This window comes from Pseudomonas sp. R5-89-07 (assembly GCF_003851685.1).
GTDB lineage: Bacteria > Pseudomonadota > Gammaproteobacteria > Pseudomonadales > Pseudomonadaceae > Aquipseudomonas.
On the sequence record NZ_CP027727.1, the window covers coordinates 829,246 to 845,540 of the forward strand.

The window sequence follows — 16,295 nt, forward strand, 5'->3', positions numbered from 1 at the left end:
TCGAGGGTGGCCCCATGATGTTCGAGCTGCGGGTGTTGGATGGTTTGCATCAGGGCGCCGCGCTGCCGTTGTTTGGTGAGCAGTGGAGCCTGGGTGCCAACCCGGACGCTGATCTGCTGTTGAACGATCCCGGGGTTGCCGAGCATCACGCACGCTTGCACTTGGCCGATGGCTGTTGGTCGGTACAGGCCGAGGCAGGGCTGCTTAAAGACAGCAATGGGCAAGTGTTGGCGCAAATCGGCGAGCTTGCGCTGAACATGGTCTTTTCGATCGGCTCCGTTCGCTTGTGCGTCAGCCCTGCCGATCAGCCTTGGCCACCGGTACCCGTGCTTGCAGCACCCGCTCCTGAGGCTGCGGGCCAGGCGCCGCTCACGTTGAAACTGTCATCGATCCCATCGTCCCAGCAAAAACGTTTGCTTAGTCTGGTGCTTGCGTTCGCCGTGCTCATTGCAGCAGCCGGCATTATCTTCAGTGGAGAGCGCAAGGCGCAGGCATCGCTGATGCCGCCAGTGATTCAAAAGCCCGAACTGGGCTCGCCGTTCGAGGTGCGCCAGCAGCTGTTGAAGATGCTCAGCGAGCGGGAGTTGACCTCACGGGTCAGCCTGCAGGTTATCAATGGCCAGATTTCCCTGACCGGTGATGTTTCCCAGGAGGACGCGGATCTGGTTGCGCGCATGCTCGACCGATTTGCCGGGCAGTTCGAAACGGCTGTGCCGGTGATCAGCCGCGTACGCACGCGCGACGGCGCATTGCCGTTCAAGATCGTACAGATCGTCAGCGGCCCGAACGGCCATGTTGTGCTGGACGAGGGTACCCGGCTGTTCGTGGGCGACGAAGTGAATGGTTTGCGCCTGGTGCTGATCAATAACAGCAAAGTGGTGTTCGACGGGGCGCAGCGCTATGAGGTGCGTTGGTGAGCGGCTCGTTGCAAGAGCGCCTGGAGGCCTGGCAACGCCGACAATTGGCGACGTTGGACGGCTTTGCGCCGGTCACAATGCGCGGTCGCATCCAGCGCGTCAACGGCATGCTGATGCAGTGCCGGCTGCCCCAGGCACGCATTGGCGATCTGTGCCAGGTTGAAAAGCAACCTGGCGATTACATGCTTGCCGAAATTATTGGCTTCGATCAACAGGACGCGGTGCTCAGTGCCCTGGGCAATCTGGAAGGCGTGAGCGTGGGCGCCGGCGTAGAGCGCCTTGGCGTGCCGCACAGGGTTCGCGTGGGGGATGATTTGCTGGGCCAGGTGCTGGACGGCTTTGGCCGGCCGATTGCCGGCAACGGGCCCAGTGCGTTCGCCGAAGCGGATACGCCCGATGCGACCCCCGTACTGTGCGAGGCGCCGTTACCCACGGAGCGGCCGCGGATCAACCGCGCTCTGGCTACCGGTGTGCGTTCGATCGACGGCCTGATGACGCTGGGTGAAGGCCAGCGCGTCGGGCTGTTTGCGGGCGCAGGCTGTGGCAAGACCACCTTGTTGGCCGAGATCGCCCGGAACGTGGAGTGCGATGTGATCGTATTCGGTTTGATCGGCGAACGGGGTCGTGAGTTACGCGAGTTTCTTGACCATGAACTGGATGACCAGCTGCGTGCCAAGGCGGTGCTGGTGTGCTCCACCTCCGACCGTTCCAGCATGGAACGCGCCCGCGCGGCATTTACCGCGACGGCGCTCGCCGAGGGGTTTCGGCGCAAGGGCCTGCGTGTGCTGTTACTGATCGATTCGCTGACGCGTTTTGCGCGGGCGCAGCGTGAGATCGGCCTGGCTGCGGGCGAGCCGCTGGGGCGTGGTGGTCTGCCACCTTCGGTGTACAGCCTGTTGCCGCGCCTGGTGGAGCGCGCCGGGTTGACGCGTGAGGGCGTGATCACCGCGATCTACACGGTGCTGATCGAGCAGGACTCGATGAATGACCCGGTAGCCGATGAAGTTCGCTCGCTGCTGGACGGCCACATCGTGCTGTCACGCAAGCTGGCCGAGCGTGGCCATTACCCGGCCGTTGATGTGCTGGCCAGCCTGTCGCGGATTCTGACCAATGTCGCCGAGCCTCGGCATATCCACGCCGGTACCGCACTGCGGCGGCTGTTATCGGCCTATCAGCAGATCGAACTGATGCTCAAGCTGGGCGAGTACCAGGCGGGCAACGATGCCCTGACCGATATGGCGGTGGACAGCCGCCAGGCGGTGGATAGCTTCCTGCGCCAGGACTTGCGTGAGCCCTGCGCGATCGACACGACCATGGCCCAACTGACGGAGCTGACTGCCTATGTCCCATTCTGAATCGTTGCCGAGTGAGATCGAAACCTTGCGGCGTTTGCGTCGATACCGCGCCGATCGTGCCGAGCGTGCGCTGCGCGAGGCCAAGCGATCCCAGCAAGCGCTGGTGGTGCATATCCAGCAAGCGCAAGACCTGCTTGAGCACACCCGCCAGGAAGAGGCTCGGCAATGCGCACAACTGTTGAGCGAACACCAGGGGCAGGTCGTGAGCTTCCAGGCGCTGAAGTCCTGGAACCGCAAGGAACAAAGCCTGTCTGCGGGCACCCGGCGTGAAGAAGGCCAGTTGCAACAGCTGCAAGGGCAGCAGGAACAGCGTGAAGTAGAGGTAGGTATGGCGCAGAAGCACGTCTCCGCGTGCCTGCGCCAAGTCGAAAAACTCCAGGAACTGGCCAATTTACTCACGCAGGAATCGATATGACGTCCATTTCAGCCAACACGCCTGAACGCCACCGTCGACGTGATTCTCGCGAAGACCGTGTCCACGAGGTGGGCGCTCCTGTGCCTTGGGAGCAACGGCAGCTCTTTACCCGGTTGTTCGGTGATGACGAACAGGGTTCGGGCCGCAGCGCCTCACAGGCCGGCACCAAGGCATCCGGCGATCTCGCCATGGTCGAGGCGTTGACCGAGCAGTTGGTGCCTCGGCTGCAAAGCGTTTCAACGTGGCCGCTGACGGTGGCCATGTACTTGCCACGTCTGGGGCGGATCAACGCGCGTATTCGACGGGAAAGGGTTGGATGGAACATCGAGCTTGAGGCACAGCAGAAAGCGACGACGAGCTGGCTCTGCGGCGTACGGCACCAATGTGAGCATAGGCTCGCCGCAAGCCTGGCATTGCCGGTGGAGCTGTGCGTGGCGAATTCGGCACCGGCATGATGCTGCCATCTCTGGCCTTGCCCAGTGTCAGGGCCGATGCAGTGGCTGCTCGGCGGCGGCTGGGACGCGGGTTGCGTCTACCGTTCCAGGTTGCCGAGCAGCGTGGTGAATTGCGCCTCGAGCCTGGCACTGAGCCGTTTGGCGTTCAATCGTTGTGCTTCGAAACCGCCTGTGGGGTATTGGCGCTCAGCGAGCCAGGGCCGCAATTGAGCTTGATGGGCGAGTGCCCGGTGACATTGGCCCAGGCCGGCAACGATCCGGACTCCTGGTTCTGGGCCTTGCTTCAGCACTACCTGAGCCCGCAGATAAGTGCCCTGTTCGGGTACGTGCGGCTTCTGGACACCGACCGCCCCACGGGGTTCGGTTGCCGGCTCAGCGTGAGCCTGGGAGCGTCGCGGGTGGTGGGCTATGTGTGGCTGGCGCCTGACAGTTTTTGCTCGCGTTGTGCGAGGCCGCCCCATGGTGCTCTATCGCAGCCCCGCTGCCAGCGCGGTTCCAACTGGCGGTTGCCGTCACCCTGGGGCGCATGCGCCTGACCATTGCACAAGTGCGCGGCCTGCGCGCCGGTGATGTGCTGGTTCCCGAACTCGCGCTTTTTCAGGCGCAGGGCAGCGGGTATGTCCAGGTGGGCAGGCACCGGCTGCGGGGCGTTATTGACGATGAAAACGGGACTATGTGCCTGACTCTTTCTTCTATCGAGGACACGTCTGTGGACGACAATTTTGCAGCGCATGCCTACTCCGAGGATGCGCAGGATGAGCCGGTGGTGGATATCTTTGGCCACGAGCCCTTTGACGAGTTGAGCATGGCGCTGAACGTTCGCTGCGGCACACTGAACCTCACGCTGGGCGAATTGCGCAATCTGGGGCCAGGCTCGGTGCTGGGCATTGCTGGTTACGCGCCTGGCCTGGCAGGCCTGTACTACGGCGATCGGCCGATTGGGCAGGGGCAGTTGGTGGAAGTCGACGGCCGCCTGGGCTTGCAGCTGTCGCGCGTGCTTTTCGGTCGATGATACTTCAGGGGCTGGACCCCCTCGTTCTGGCACTGTTCCTTGCCACGCTGACGCTGATGCCCATGCTGTTGATCATCTGCACATCGTTTTTGAAGATCGTGATTGTGCTGATGATTACCCGCAATGCCATCGGCGTGCAGCAGGTGCCGCCAAGCATGGCTATCAACGGCATCGCATTGGCCGCGACGCTGTTTATCATGGCGCCGGTGGGCTACCAGATCGCAGAAAGCCTCAAGGTTTCTCCGCTGGACACGAGCAATGTGCAGACGGTGCTGCAGACGGGCGCAGAGGCCATCAAGCCGTTGCGTGCATTCATGCTGCGCAATGTCGACCCAGACGTGCTCACCCACCTGTTGGAGAATACCCACCGCCTCTGGCCCGCGCAGATGGCCCAGGAGGTCCAGCGTGAAGATCTGATCCTGCTGGTTCCTGCCTATGTGTTGTCGCAACTGCAGGCGGGGTTCGAGATCGGCTTCCTGATCTACATCCCCTTTATCGTGATTGACCTGATTGTCTCCAACCTCTTATTAGCGCTGGGCATGCAGATGGTTTCACCCATGACCATTTCCCTGCCGCTCAAATTGCTGCTGTTTGTGATGGTGTCCGGCTGGTCGCGGCTGCTCGACAGCCTGTTCCTTTCTTATCTCTGAGCCGACCATGGACCCGATCGTATTGTTCAAGCAGGGCATGTTGCTGGTAGTGGTACTGACCGCACCACCGCTGATCGTGGCCGTAGTGGTGGGCGTGCTGACCTCGCTGATCCAGGCGCTGATGCAGGTGCAGGACCAGACGCTGCCGTTCGGCATCAAACTGGTGGCGGTGGGAATCACGCTGATCATGACCGGACGCTGGATCGGCGTGGAGTTGATCCAGTTGATCAACCTGACGTTCGACATGATCGGCCGCTCGGCCCTCCACTGAGGTTGCTTTTGTGCTGTTGTATCTTGAGTTCCTGCCCAGTCTGGTGATCGCCATGGCGCGCATCTATCCCTGCGCGTTACTGGTCGCGGCCTTCAGTTTTCAACATATTCGTGGCATGCCCCGGCACACGATCGTGATGGTCATTGCGCTGATCCCCGCGCCAGGCATCCATGGCGCATTGGCGGGGCTGGATTACTCGGCGCTCATGCTCGCCGCCCTGGCGCTCAAGGAGGCGGCCCTTGGGGTGTTGCTGGGCGTGTTGCTGTCGATGCCGTTCTGGATGTTCGAGTCGGTGGGCGCGCTGCTGGATAACCAGCGAGGCGCGTTGGCAGGAGGCCAGCTCAACCCATCGCTGGGCCCGGATGCGACGCCCATCGGGCACATGCTCAAGCAGCTGGCGATTTTTCTGTTGATGATCAGCCTGGGGCTTGGCGCGCTGACCCAGGTGATCTGGGACAGTTACCTGATCTGGCCGCCGACGGTGTGGTTCCCGCTGCCGGGGCCCAATGGGTTCAGCGTATTTATTGCGCTGCTCGGGGATACGTTCATGCACATGATGCTTTACGCCGCGCCCTTCATTGCCGTGTTGCTATTACTGGAGTTCGGCATCGCGCTGCTGGGGGTCTACAGCCAGCAATTGCAGGTGAGTACGCTGGCTCCGCCAGTCAAGAGCCTGGTGGGTATTGGTGTTCTCTTGCTGTATTTTGCGTTGTTGCAAGATTTGATCGTCGGGCGCATGAGCCTGCTGGGTGACCTCAAGCATTCCCTTGGGCTGTTGTTCAAGGTAGCGATGCCATGAGTGACTCAGGAGAGAAAAAACACCCTGCCTCGGCCAAAAAGCTGCGTGACCAGCGTAAGAAAGGCCAGGTCTCCCAGAGCCAGGACGTGGGTAAGTTGCTGGTGCAGGCCGCTATCAGCGAAATCGCGCTGTATACCGCCCAACGCAGTTTGCAACGTTTCGAACAACTGATGGTGTTACCGATCTCACGGATCAATCAGCCCTTTGTGCGAGCGCTGGAAGAAGTGCTGTTCGATGGAGTGACGGTATTTTTATCGTTCGCCCTGTTGATGGTCGGGGTGGCGATTGCCACAAAGCTGATCAGCAGCTGGATGCAGATCGGCTTTCTGTTTGCCCCGGAGGCCCTCAAGCTCGATTTCAATCGGGTCAATCCCATGAGCCAGCTCAAGCAAATGTTCTCCGCCCAGTCGGTGATGAACCTGTTGATGAGCGTGGCCAAGGCGTTTCTGTTGGGGCTGATTGTGTACCTGGTGGTCTGGCCCTCTCTGGGCACCCTGATTAACCTGGCCAACAGCGATCTGCAAAGTTACCTGTTGGCGCTGATTGCGCTGTTTCGCTATCTGCTCCATGCCTGTATCGGATTGCTGCTGGTGTTGGCACTGACCGACCTGACCCTGCAAAAGTACTTCTTTGCCAAGCGCATGCGCATGACCCAGGTCGAAGTGGTCAAGGAATACAAGGACATGGAGGGTGACCCTCACGTCAAGGGGCAGCGCCGCTCGCTGGCGTACCAGTTGGCTCAGGAAGAGCCCAAGGTCAAGTTGCCCAAGCTTGAGGAGTCGGACATGTTGGTCGTCAACCCGACTCATTTTGCCGTCGCTTTGTATTATCGTCGCGGCAAGACGCCGTTGCCGCAGTTGGTGGCCAAGGGCACGGATGCACAGGCGCGCAAGCTGATCGATCGCGCCAAGGCAGCGGATGTTCCGGTCATTCAGTGCGTGTGGCTGGCCCGCACAATCTACGAGAAAAAGATCGGCGCGCCGATTCCCCGCGAGACGTTGCAAGCCGTGGCGTTGATCTACCGTACCTTGCGTGAGCTAGACGATGAAGCCAAGCGTGAAACCCTCACGTTGCCGGAGCTTGCGCAGCGCTGATCAGCGCGTAACCAGCAGGTCCAGCGCTTGTAAGTTGGCCAGAGACAGCATCCGGCTGAGGATATTGTCCAGGGACTGGCGTTCGGTAGGCAGGGCGTGCCAGATAATCAGTGAGCCCTGTTTGTCCAGATAGATATAGCAGCCGTCAAACGCCAGCGCCTGTTCAAAACGACGTTCCAGTACCCGTTCCAATTGTCCGGACTGCAGGGCCATGCTCGCGATTTGCAATGTAATACCCTTGCGGGTGCCGGCCTCGCAGGAACCGAATGTGACGCCCTGGCACAACTGCTGATGAGCGCAGCCCCCGCTCACCAGGTTGTCGATGAGCATCTGGCGCTTGAGATAAACGTCTGACGCTGCCTCCATGTTCAACGCTCCAAAGATATCGTCTGGTAGTCCGAGCGTTCGCCGGCAGGACCGGGTTCGACACGCATCTGGGGTGGCCACCAGACCACCATCTTGTCTTTGCTCGATTGTGGGCGTGAGCAGGAGTCGCCTTTGCAGGTCGGTGTGCAACCGGTAACAAGCAGTACGGCAGCCATTAGGGTGGCATGCATCAGTCGGTGGTTCATGGTGAGGTCGTCCGGGTTGGGGTGAGCAGGGAAGGGCGTGGCTCGCTCAGATGTTCATCCTTGATGACCGGACGCATGGCGATAAACACTTCAGCTTCTTCACCAGGCTTGAGCCAGGCACGCGGCCATACGGTGACCGCCAGCGTTTGTGAATTGCTGCATTCCTTCTCATCGATGCGCACATTGCGCTTGAACTGGTTGCGCAGCACCACCACCGCCACGTTGTATTGCGGGCCTGCATACCACTGGCTGCGTTCGGTATTCAGCGCCAGCAAGTCGCGGGTGCTGCACAGCGTATTCAGCCCCAGCGGCATCGGCTCGGCTTTGAACGTCTTGGGCACTTCGCCACTGACCAGGTGCGCCAGAGTGCTGGTGATGTCGCTGCGGTTAATCACCGGCTGATGGGGGGCGTAGCGCCGCGCCAGTGGCTTGAGCGCAGCCTGCAGTTCGACCTGATCGTCCTGAGGCAAATAGCGTGAAGGATCCGACTGATCGCCGATCACCCGTGGGGTCAGGATGAACAGCCGCTCACGCCGGTTATTCTGTCGTTCGGTCGAGGAGAACAGTGCCTTGCCCAGCAAAGGTATGTTCCCCAGCACGGGGACCTTGTTTTGTTTATCGGTGCTTTCGGTGACGTGGAACCCACCCACCACCAACGAACGTTTTTCTGCCATTACGGCTTGGGTGCTGACTTTGCCCCGGCGTACATCCGGGCCAATACGTTCGGGGTTGGACTCGTCAAAGTTACCGTCCTCGATGTCTATCGCCAGATGGATCTGATGGCCGCCCCGACTGGTGATCACCCGGGGAACCACCTGGAAACTGGTGCCCACGGTGATGGGCAGGATCGTCGCGTTTCTGGTGCCGGCAGTCAGGTATTGAGTACGGTTGAAGTCAATGATCGCAGGTTGGTTTTCCAGGGTCAGCACTGAGGGGTTGGATACCATGGTGGCCAGCCCACGTGATTCCAACGCGCGAATATCGGCATAAAAGCGATCACGGCGTCCGATCGATAGTTGCGACGCGGTACCGGGCGCCATGTTGACGCCGCCACGGAAGCGGCTGTTCTGAAAGCCCCACTTGATACCGAATTCATTTAATTGTGTGCGCTCGATGTCGAGGATGATCGCGTCGATTTCCACCAGCTTGCGCGCCACATCAAGTTGGCTGATCAGCTCGCGATACATCGCTTGTCGCTCCGGCAAGTCGTAAATCAGGATGGCGTTATTACGCACATCCGCCTCGACGCGGATCCGGCTGGTGCCCACTGGCGCCCGAGGCGTAATCGACATGCCGGCATCCGGGGGCGCAGGGGCGCTGAGCATTTGCCCCAGCAGCGGGTTGCCCAGGCGCGCAGAGCTGGGCGTGATAGGAGCGGGCTGGGACTGGGACGGGGAGCGTTGAGCCAGGCCGGAAAGCGTCGTGGCAGAGCGCGGCTCCAACAGCCCGCGCAGCATGCTGGCGACGCCTGGAATAACGATTTTTTCGTTGCGATACTCTATTTGGCGGTCTGCGGCATTGGCGAATTTCAGTGGGAACGTCAGCACGCTCTGTTTTTCATCCGCAGAGCGACGCTGGCTGCTGAATTGCTTGATCTGTTCGATATAGCTTTTGGGGCCGGATACCAAAACAATGCCGTCCTCCGGCAACTCGCCCCAGCCGAATCGGCTATCGAGCAAGCCAATATCGGTGAGCGCCTGCTTGAGGTCGGAAACCGTCTCGGAAGAGACTTCCAGGCGCGCGGACTCCTGTTGGTCCAGTGTGCTGATAAATAAGGTGTTGTTATAGAGATACCACTGGAAGCGATGCTCAACGCCCAGTCTGTCCAGCAGTGACTGCGGCGTGTTCGCGCGAATTTTGCCGTTGACATCACCTTCCAGCAGGCCCTCGATTTGCAATTGCGTGCCGAAAGTCTGCGCGAAGTCCTCAAGCACCTCTCGTAGAGGTTTATGTTCGGCTTCATAGGCATAGGCAGTGTTTTTCCACTCAGGTGGAATGGCGGCCAGCGCGCTTTGCACTGGCGTCAGCAAACACGAGAGCAGAAGCAGGTTGTACCAAGACGTTCGTTTGGTTGGAGCGCCAGGCAAATCCTGGCGCAAGCGCTGGTGCTTGTGGTTCTTGTTATACATAGGGAGTTCTCTGGTTAATACGGCAGTGAACGTAGCGAAGTGGGCCTGTTAGGCTGGGCCGGGCGGCCCAGGCGTACGAACGTTGCACGCCATATGTCGCGTTGGTCGAGCAAGGTCTCAAGGCAGGCGAGCACGTGCGCCTCTGCCATTTCATCGCGCAGGGTTTGAATGAGCCAAAGTTCGCCACTGTCCGCTTTTCGAGCCAATGCGCCCTGGAAAACATTCAAGCTGGCGGCGCCCAAGCGCAGCCAAGTGAGTAAGGTCGCGTTATCTGAAGGTGTCGATGTCAACTGGGCGGCCATCAGAATGAAAGCGTCCTGGCGTTTCAGAGTGATCTCGTCGTCACCTTCCACTAACGTGAGTTGATGTTCGCGACGGTTTAACCAATCACGGATAAGAATTTGCATGTTATTGAAAACTTTCAATGGTTGTTTTCAGAGATTGATGCTCAATTCGTAGGTTTTCGGTAAAAAGCGCATTGGTGACGGTCATCTGCTTAGTTAAGCTATAGAACAGCTCGGCATCTTGTTCTCCTTGCATGTCTTCGATAGGAAAAGAGTCATAGCTTTTATAAGCAGAGTCGGCGTTTTTTAGTGCTTGAGAAGAGAGAGTCCTAGGTGTGCTCATACTTATTCCTCTGTTTAGCGTTGTTTGGATTGTTATTCGCCAGCGGCTAACACTTGAGTCGTTTGGAATTAGGCGATGGGCGCTATCGCTTCGCAGCGTTTAAAAAATGAAGTGAGCATAGAGTTCCAGCTAATACGAAAGTCTCCCTCGTCCGTTTTCAAAACCAGTGTTTGGGGAATAATTGTCTCGTCAGCGTGAAGTTTCCAAACAGTGGTTTTTTGATAGGCAAGATGTTGTTTTATCTCATTCATATCATGCGGGTGGCAGAGTAGGGTTGCGCTGACTTCCGGGACCTGGATCGTCAGTAATTGATTAAGAAGGGCGACCAGCCTGGCGGGCGCGACCGTCTCATCGAGCAGGCGAAGAAGCGCTTCATTGGTAATCGCACTGGCATATTGTTCGAGCTTCTCGCACATGGCTTGACGGTCACGCTCCCATCGCTTGAGCTGGGCATCGGCGCGTAGCCAAACCTCCAGCGACGCCTTTTCGCGTAGCGCTTCGCATTTTTTTTCCGTCAGGCTCAGCAGTTGTTCGGCTTGTTCATTGGCGTCCTTCAAGAGCAGCTCTGCCTGCCTCCAATTGGCAAGTTCTTCTCTTGGAATCACGCTGCGTGGGAGCCCAGGCACGTCTCTGAACAGCTCAATGACACATCGGCATAACATGGTTGATCTCTCTACCTGTTCAATCCAGGGGCTATCGGTTCGCCTGGCAATGACGTGACGCGCCAGACCACCGCCTGCCAGAGCGTGTCTAATCGGCTGCTCGCGTTCTCCAGGTACAGATGTCTCTTTTCAACTTCATTCGCGCGTTCACGGGCGAAGCGCAACCTGATGCGTTGCCAGATAGTGGGGTCGAGCCAGCTATGAAGGAGTCGCAACGGATCGTCCTCGGGAGACAGCATGGCAGGCGGGAGCGCCTTGGAAAGACGTATGCACCACTGCTGATGGTTGTCGCTCAAGGATCGGACGGCCTCGGGATTGAAGGTGTCGTGAACCAGCGATAACGCCAGGCCCAGTTGCGCATTTGACGAGAGGGCCAGGCGCAGCACCGTGGGTTGCGGAGCCGGGGGTAGACAGGCTGTTATATCCATAAGGTGGCCCGGCACCCGGCGCCCGCTCTGATAAAGCGCTTCAATCGTAGAGTACTGGCTGCCAACCCAGTCGCCATGGGCATACTTCCAGGGAAATGCCCACCATTGGGCCCAAGCCAAGTGTTCACTCACTGACAGCTCGTTGCTAGATGTCATGAGCCGTACCGCTCAATTCGCTGACGGCAAGTGGTTCAGGCACAAAACGCTGGCGTTGACGGTAGACATACACCGTGGCGCCAATAGCGGCCATCACTGCGAGCAGGAAAATGGTTACGCTGTTTCGCCATAGACCGAGATCCTCGTCGGGCACCAGGAACGGACCAAAATACACTAGGCGTTGTTGCTCCTGATAAGCGGCGGCGGGTACGAATATCACGCTGAGTTTTTGCGGATTGTCGATGGCGGTGGCCATGCCAGGGATGCTACTGGCCACTAGCCGGCGGACGCGTGCGCTGATGTTGTCGGGATCCAGGCGTGGGTCATGTTTTATGAACACTGACGCGGAGGCGGGTTGGACCGGCTCACCGGGCGCAATGCGTTCCGGCAATACCACGTGCACGCGGGCGACGATGACTCCGTCAATATTGGAAAGCGTAGCCTCAAGTTCCTGTGACAACGCATAGATGTAGCGCGCACGTTCTTCCAGGGGCGTGGAAATGACACCCTCTTTACGAAACGTATCGCCCAGCGTGGTTCTGGCCACTCTGGGCAGGCCGGCTGCCTCCAACGTGCGCACCGCGCGCCCGATGTCGCTGGTGTTGATTGTTACGACCACACCATCCTTAGCCGGAACCTTTTGTGCGCGAATATGCTTGTCTGCCAATTCCGCGATGACCTCATTAGCCTCTTGTTCTGAGAGTTGGCGGTGAAGTTCGACACGGTCGCTGCACCCATTCAATAGGAGTGCAATAACCACGAACACTGCAATAGGGGGGATAAGTTTCATGATCGCTATTGCAAGTTGGATATTTTTTCGATGCCTTGTGTGGTCTTGGCAAGGCACTTGACTAACAGCTGGGACGTCAGCTGAATATTGGATAATACACTTGGGAATTTCCTGAACTTTTCTATGTCCAGCTCTTTGTTGGTTGATTTCAGTAACATTGCCATGCGTTTCTTCGAGTCTTTCAAGGGGGCGACAGCTTCTGCCAGTACGGGAGAACTATACGCTTCGCCAGCGAACGTACTCGTCGTGGAGGCGGGGTCTAGCATTGATGTAAAGAAACAGGCGTCTCCCTGACACGTCGACGGGGCTCGCGTGATGTCGGCGGAATCGAAACCTGCATCTTCTTCGGAGAGCTTGCGGGTTATTTGCATGAGATGCCCATTGAGTTAACGGCTATATATTGGTTTTGAAGGGAGTCGCCACAACCACCCGTTGTACCGAGAGGGTTACCTCTCCGGCTGATAGGCCGGAGAGGTAAGTCGTTCTTATTGGAAACCTTTAGCAGCTTGGTTGATACCCGATATCAATTTGGCTTCAAGTTGCTTCTTGGTGGTGTAGTCGTTAATTTTTTCCCCTTGATCGAAGTTGTTTTCCGCCTGGCCTGCGCCGCCTGCGCCAGAACCGACTGAGTTTTGAGTGTTGTAATAGGCGTTTTGTGAGCCAGAATAGTTGCTGACTGGATTCATAACAGTACTCCATGTGTCGGGTTAAAATGAACGTGATGCCAGCATGACGTTGGAAGGATTTTCAGGTTTCCTTACAAATTACCGTTGGCACTGAATATGTGGCACATAAGTGCAGGGCGTTCCATATAAAATTCGATTACAGGTTTCTGGATGTTTCTGAAGCGGCAGATCGTAAAGGACTGCTTTATTCCTGATGTATTTCCAGCTGCTTCATCCGGTAGTACAACGTCCGCTTGGCCACCCCTAGCTCTACCGCAACTTTATCTACACAGTACTGATGACGACGCAACGACTCCTCAATCAGTGTTTTTTCGATTTGCTGCATGCGTGCCTTAAGGTGAGGCTGGCTATCAGTCGCGCATTGCATGGTGTCTGAAAACGGCGGCAAGCCCAGGACGAAGCGTTTTGCCGTCGACCTCAGCTCGCGCACATTGCCTCGCCAGGGATGGCACAGCAGTTGCTGCAGCAGCGCCCCCGAAGGCGGCGGTGCAGTGCAGTTGAAGCGCACCGCTTCTTCTTCGATCATTTTCAAGAACAAAGGGATGATGCGTTCGCGTTGATCTCGTAGCGCCGGAAGCTGGACGTTAATGACATTCAGACGAAAATACAGGTCGCGCCTGAAAGCGCCTTGATCAACCATTTGGAATAGCGAATGCTGGGCGGACGCGATGACACGCATGTCCACCGGGATAAATCGCGTCGAACCCAGGCGTTCCACGCCACGCGACTCCAGCACACGCAGCAGCTTGGCCTGCAGGCTCAAAGGCATGCTGTCAATTTCGTCCAGGTACAGTGTGCCCATATGCGCGGCTTCGACAGAGCCTGCCCGTGATTGTAGCGCCCCGGTATAGGCCCCGCTGTTGACACCGAACAACTGGCTTTCCGCCAGGCTTTCAGGGATGGCGGCACAGTTCAAAGCGACGAAGCTGCCCCGCCGTCCCGAAAGCCGATGAATCCGTTGCGCCAAGGTATCCTTGCCAGTGCCGGTTTCTCCCAGCAGCAAAATGTCAATGTTCAGGGTGGCTGTGCTGCACAAGATCTTTTTAATATAGGGGTCTTCAACGAGTGAAATGTCCGTTTCATTTTCCATGTGGTCGAAGGCCGACATTGAATGATTACTCCATCATTGTTATTGCTTCACTGCTGAACTAGGAGCACAGGCCTGGGTTCAGTACATCGAAGTCTATAGGAGTTGTTGCCAGTATTTAGAGTGGGTAATTACTTAAATGGCGTAGGATAAGTTTTCTTGTGACTGTGTTGAAAATGTTTTTATTGAAAAGAGTGTTTTTGAATAGGAGTTTTCTGCACACGTTTGGGATTGGGTTTAATGGTCTTTCTTATTAAGGCGAGTCATACAGATGCCCACAAAAAAGCCGATGCAAATGCATCGGCTTTTTTTCGGTATCAACCGCAGGTAACTCTTACACGTTGAAGCGGAAGTGCATCACATCGCCATCCTTGACGATGTATTCCTTGCCTTCCAGGCGCCATTTACCGGCTTCCTTGGCACCGGCTTCACCCTTGTACTGAATGAAGTCGTTGTAAGCGATCACTTCCGCACGGATAAAACCTTTTTCAAAGTCGGTGTGGATCACACCAGCGGCCTGCGGCGCGGTGGCGCCGACTTTGACGGTCCAGGCACGTACTTCTTCGACACCGGCGGTGAAGTAAGTCTGCAGGTGCAGCATTTCGTAGCCGGCGCGGATCACACGGTTCAGGCCAGGCTCTTCCAGGCCCAGGGCCTCGAGGAACATGTCCTTTTCTTCGCCGTCATCCAGTTCGGCGATTTCCGCTTCGATCTTGTTGCACACGGGGACTACGATCGCGCCTTCTTCGTCGGCGATGGCCTTGACCACGTCCAGCAAAGGGTTGTTCTCGAAGCCGTCTTCAGCGACGTTGGCGATGTACATCACAGGCTTGGTGGTGAGCAGGTGGAAGCCCTTGATCACGGCTTTTTCGTCGGTGCTCATGTTCTTCATCAGGCTGCGCGCAGGCTTGCCTTCGGTGAAGTGCGCGATCAACTGCTCCAGCAGGCCTTTCTGGACCACTGCGTCCTTGTCACCGCCCTTGGCGTTGCGCGCGACTTTCTGCAGCTGCTTCTCGCAGCTGTCGAGGTCGGCGAAGATCAGTTCCAGGTCAATGATCTCGATGTCACGCTTGGGGTCAACGCTGTTGGAAACGTGAATCACGTTCTCATCTTCAAAGCAGCGGACTACGTGGGCGATGGCATCGGTTTCACGGATGTTGGCGAGGAACTTGTTGCCCAGGCCTTCACCTTTCGAGGCGCCGGCGACCAGGCCGGCGATGTCGACGAATTCCATGGTGGTCGGCAGGATGCGCTTGGGATTGACGATGGCCGCCAATGCCGCCAGACGTGGGTCAGGCATGGCCACGATGCCGCTGTTGGGCTCGATGGTGCAGAAGGGGAAGTTCTCCGCCGCAATACCGGACTTGGTCAGGGCGTTGAACAGGGTGGATTTGCCGACGTTGGGCAGGCCGACGATGCCGCAATTGAATCCCATGGTGTTTCCCCTCGGTAAAAGTCAGGCCTTCTGGCTGTGCAGGTTTTTCATCGCACGGTTCCATTCACCGGCGAAGATATCCGGCAGCACGCCGAGGGCAAAATCGATGCTGGCATCGAGCTTTTCCTGTTCGGCGCGTGGCGCACGACCCAGGACGAAATTTGAAACCATACTGGCAACGCCTGGGTGGCCAATGCCGAGCCGCAGGCGGTAGAAGTTATTCTGATTACCCAGCTGCGCGATGATGTCGCGCAGGCCATTGTGGCCGCCATGCCCGCCGCCCAACTTGAGTTTGGCAACGCCGGGTGGCAAGTCCAGTTCGTCATGGGCCACCAGGATTTCTTCGGGCTTGATCCGGAAGAAGCCTGCAAGCGCCGCCACAGCTTGGCCGCTGCGGTTCATGTAGGTGGTGGGAATCAGTAGACGAACATCCTGACCCTGGTGCGAGAAACGCCCGGTCAGGCCAAAATATTTGCGATCGGCCACGAGATTGATGCCTTGGGCGTGGGCGATGCGCTCAACAAAAAGGGCCCCCGCGTTATGCCGGGTCTGTTCGTATTCGGCGCCTGGATTTCCCAGGCCAACGATCAGTTTAATGGCAGTCACGACAGGGGCCCTTCCTTTGGAGTTGTGGATAAGATCGCCAGACCGCAGTGCGGCGAAAGTGAACGACACTACATCATTTACTCAAGAGTAAACGCCGCGTTATCGCCCGCTTTCTCGCTACGTTTCGGTCCGCGATGTTTCCTCAAGCT

21 protein-coding genes and 1 pseudogene are annotated in these 16,295 nt (G+C 57.8%); 9 read left to right on the forward strand and 13 right to left on the reverse strand.

Annotated elements, in window-relative coordinates; all coding sequences use genetic code 11:
• Positions 1 to 17: 17 nt before the first annotated feature.
• From C4J94_RS03565 to sctU, 9 genes and pseudogenes are all read left to right on the forward strand, one after another.
• On the forward strand, positions 18 to 917 hold the full coding sequence (locus tag C4J94_RS03565; RefSeq protein WP_177413471.1) for an FHA domain-containing protein: 900 nt from the start codon (positions 18 to 20) through the stop codon (positions 915 to 917).
• Positions 914 to 2,272 carry a FliI/YscN family ATPase gene (locus C4J94_RS03570; protein WP_124385008.1) on the forward strand — a complete coding sequence of 453 codons (1,359 nt, stop codon included), beginning with the start codon at positions 914 to 916 and terminating at the stop codon, positions 2,270 to 2,272. The genes C4J94_RS03565 and C4J94_RS03570 overlap by 4 nt, the downstream gene beginning before the upstream one ends.
• A complete protein-coding gene (locus C4J94_RS03575; protein WP_124385009.1) occupies positions 2,259 to 2,687 on the forward strand; it encodes a YscO family type III secretion system apparatus protein in 429 nt (142 codons plus the stop codon). The genes C4J94_RS03570 and C4J94_RS03575 overlap by 14 nt, the downstream gene beginning before the upstream one ends.
• On the forward strand, positions 2,684 to 3,142 hold the full coding sequence (locus C4J94_RS03580) for a type III secretion system HrpP C-terminal domain-containing protein (RefSeq protein ID WP_124385010.1): 459 nt from the start codon (positions 2,684 to 2,686) through the stop codon (positions 3,140 to 3,142). The genes C4J94_RS03575 and C4J94_RS03580 overlap by 4 nt, the downstream gene beginning before the upstream one ends.
• Positions 3,139 to 4,154 (forward strand): annotated as a pseudogene (locus C4J94_RS03585) (FliM/FliN family flagellar motor switch protein). Before C4J94_RS03580 ends, C4J94_RS03585 begins: the two are co-directional and overlap by 4 nt.
• Positions 4,151 to 4,804: a type III secretion system export apparatus subunit SctR gene (sctR, locus tag C4J94_RS03590; RefSeq protein WP_124385011.1), complete on the forward strand. Its 654-nt coding sequence runs from the start codon at positions 4,151 to 4,153 to the stop codon at positions 4,802 to 4,804. Before C4J94_RS03585 ends, sctR begins: the two are co-directional and overlap by 4 nt.
• Positions 4,805 to 4,811: 7 nt before the next feature.
• Positions 4,812 to 5,075: a type III secretion system export apparatus subunit SctS gene (gene sctS, locus C4J94_RS03595; RefSeq protein WP_124385012.1), complete on the forward strand. Its 264-nt coding sequence runs from the start codon at positions 4,812 to 4,814 to the stop codon at positions 5,073 to 5,075.
• Between the two features lie 10 nt (positions 5,076 to 5,085).
• Positions 5,086 to 5,874, forward strand: coding sequence for a type III secretion system export apparatus subunit SctT (sctT, locus tag C4J94_RS03600; protein WP_124385013.1), 789 nt, complete (start codon positions 5,086 to 5,088; stop codon positions 5,872 to 5,874).
• Positions 5,871 to 6,968 carry a type III secretion system export apparatus subunit SctU gene (gene sctU / locus C4J94_RS03605; protein ID WP_124385014.1) on the forward strand — a complete coding sequence of 366 codons (1,098 nt, stop codon included), beginning with the start codon at positions 5,871 to 5,873 and terminating at the stop codon, positions 6,966 to 6,968. The genes sctT and sctU overlap by 4 nt, the downstream gene beginning before the upstream one ends.
• Here sctU and C4J94_RS03610 read toward each other — a convergent pair whose 3' ends face one another.
• The 13 genes from C4J94_RS03610 to pth form a co-directional block, all read right to left on the reverse strand.
• A complete protein-coding gene (locus C4J94_RS03610) occupies positions 6,969 to 7,334 on the reverse strand; it encodes a transcriptional regulator (RefSeq protein WP_124385015.1) in 366 nt (121 codons plus the stop codon).
• A gap of 2 nt (positions 7,335 to 7,336) precedes the next feature.
• A complete protein-coding gene (hrpT, locus tag C4J94_RS03615; protein ID WP_124385016.1) occupies positions 7,337 to 7,540 on the reverse strand; it encodes an HrpT family type III secretion system protein in 204 nt (67 codons plus the stop codon).
• Entirely contained in the window at positions 7,537 to 9,669 is a 2,133-nt protein-coding gene (sctC, locus tag C4J94_RS03620; protein WP_124385017.1) for a type III secretion system outer membrane ring subunit SctC, read from the reverse strand. Before sctC ends, hrpT begins: the two co-directional genes overlap by 4 nt.
• A gap of 14 nt (positions 9,670 to 9,683) precedes the next feature.
• Complete coding sequence (locus C4J94_RS03625; RefSeq protein WP_124385018.1) at positions 9,684 to 10,076, reverse strand: type III secretion protein; 393 nt, start codon at positions 10,074 to 10,076, stop codon at positions 9,684 to 9,686.
• A 1-nt stretch (position 10,077) separates the two neighbouring features.
• Complete coding sequence (locus C4J94_RS03630) at positions 10,078 to 10,296, reverse strand: type III secretion protein (RefSeq protein ID WP_124385019.1); 219 nt, start codon at positions 10,294 to 10,296, stop codon at positions 10,078 to 10,080.
• A gap of 68 nt (positions 10,297 to 10,364) precedes the next feature.
• A complete protein-coding gene (gene sctL / locus C4J94_RS03635) occupies positions 10,365 to 10,958 on the reverse strand; it encodes a type III secretion system stator protein SctL (protein ID WP_124385020.1) in 594 nt (197 codons plus the stop codon).
• Between the two features lie 11 nt (positions 10,959 to 10,969).
• Complete coding sequence (locus C4J94_RS03640; protein WP_124385021.1) at positions 10,970 to 11,518, reverse strand: type III secretion protein; 549 nt, start codon at positions 11,516 to 11,518, stop codon at positions 10,970 to 10,972.
• A gap of 13 nt (positions 11,519 to 11,531) precedes the next feature.
• Positions 11,532 to 12,332, reverse strand: coding sequence for a type III secretion system inner membrane ring lipoprotein SctJ (sctJ, locus tag C4J94_RS03645; protein ID WP_124385022.1), 801 nt, complete (start codon positions 12,330 to 12,332; stop codon positions 11,532 to 11,534).
• A 5-nt stretch (positions 12,333 to 12,337) separates the two neighbouring features.
• Positions 12,338 to 12,703: a type III secretion apparatus protein RspB gene (locus tag C4J94_RS03650; RefSeq protein ID WP_124385023.1), complete on the reverse strand. Its 366-nt coding sequence runs from the start codon at positions 12,701 to 12,703 to the stop codon at positions 12,338 to 12,340.
• Positions 12,704 to 12,817: 114 nt separating this feature from the next.
• Entirely contained in the window at positions 12,818 to 13,018 is a 201-nt protein-coding gene (locus C4J94_RS03655; protein WP_124385024.1) for a hypothetical protein, read from the reverse strand.
• A 184-nt stretch (positions 13,019 to 13,202) separates the two neighbouring features.
• Positions 13,203 to 14,126 carry a sigma 54-interacting transcriptional regulator gene (locus C4J94_RS03660; RefSeq protein ID WP_124385025.1) on the reverse strand — a complete coding sequence of 308 codons (924 nt, stop codon included), beginning with the start codon at positions 14,124 to 14,126 and terminating at the stop codon, positions 13,203 to 13,205.
• A gap of 313 nt (positions 14,127 to 14,439) precedes the next feature.
• On the reverse strand, positions 14,440 to 15,540 hold the full coding sequence (gene ychF / locus C4J94_RS03665) for a redox-regulated ATPase YchF (protein WP_057725888.1): 1,101 nt from the start codon (positions 15,538 to 15,540) through the stop codon (positions 14,440 to 14,442).
• A 21-nt stretch (positions 15,541 to 15,561) separates the two neighbouring features.
• Positions 15,562 to 16,146, reverse strand: coding sequence for an aminoacyl-tRNA hydrolase (pth, locus tag C4J94_RS03670; protein ID WP_003188350.1), 585 nt, complete (start codon positions 16,144 to 16,146; stop codon positions 15,562 to 15,564).
• Positions 16,147 to 16,295: the final 149 nt, after the last annotated feature.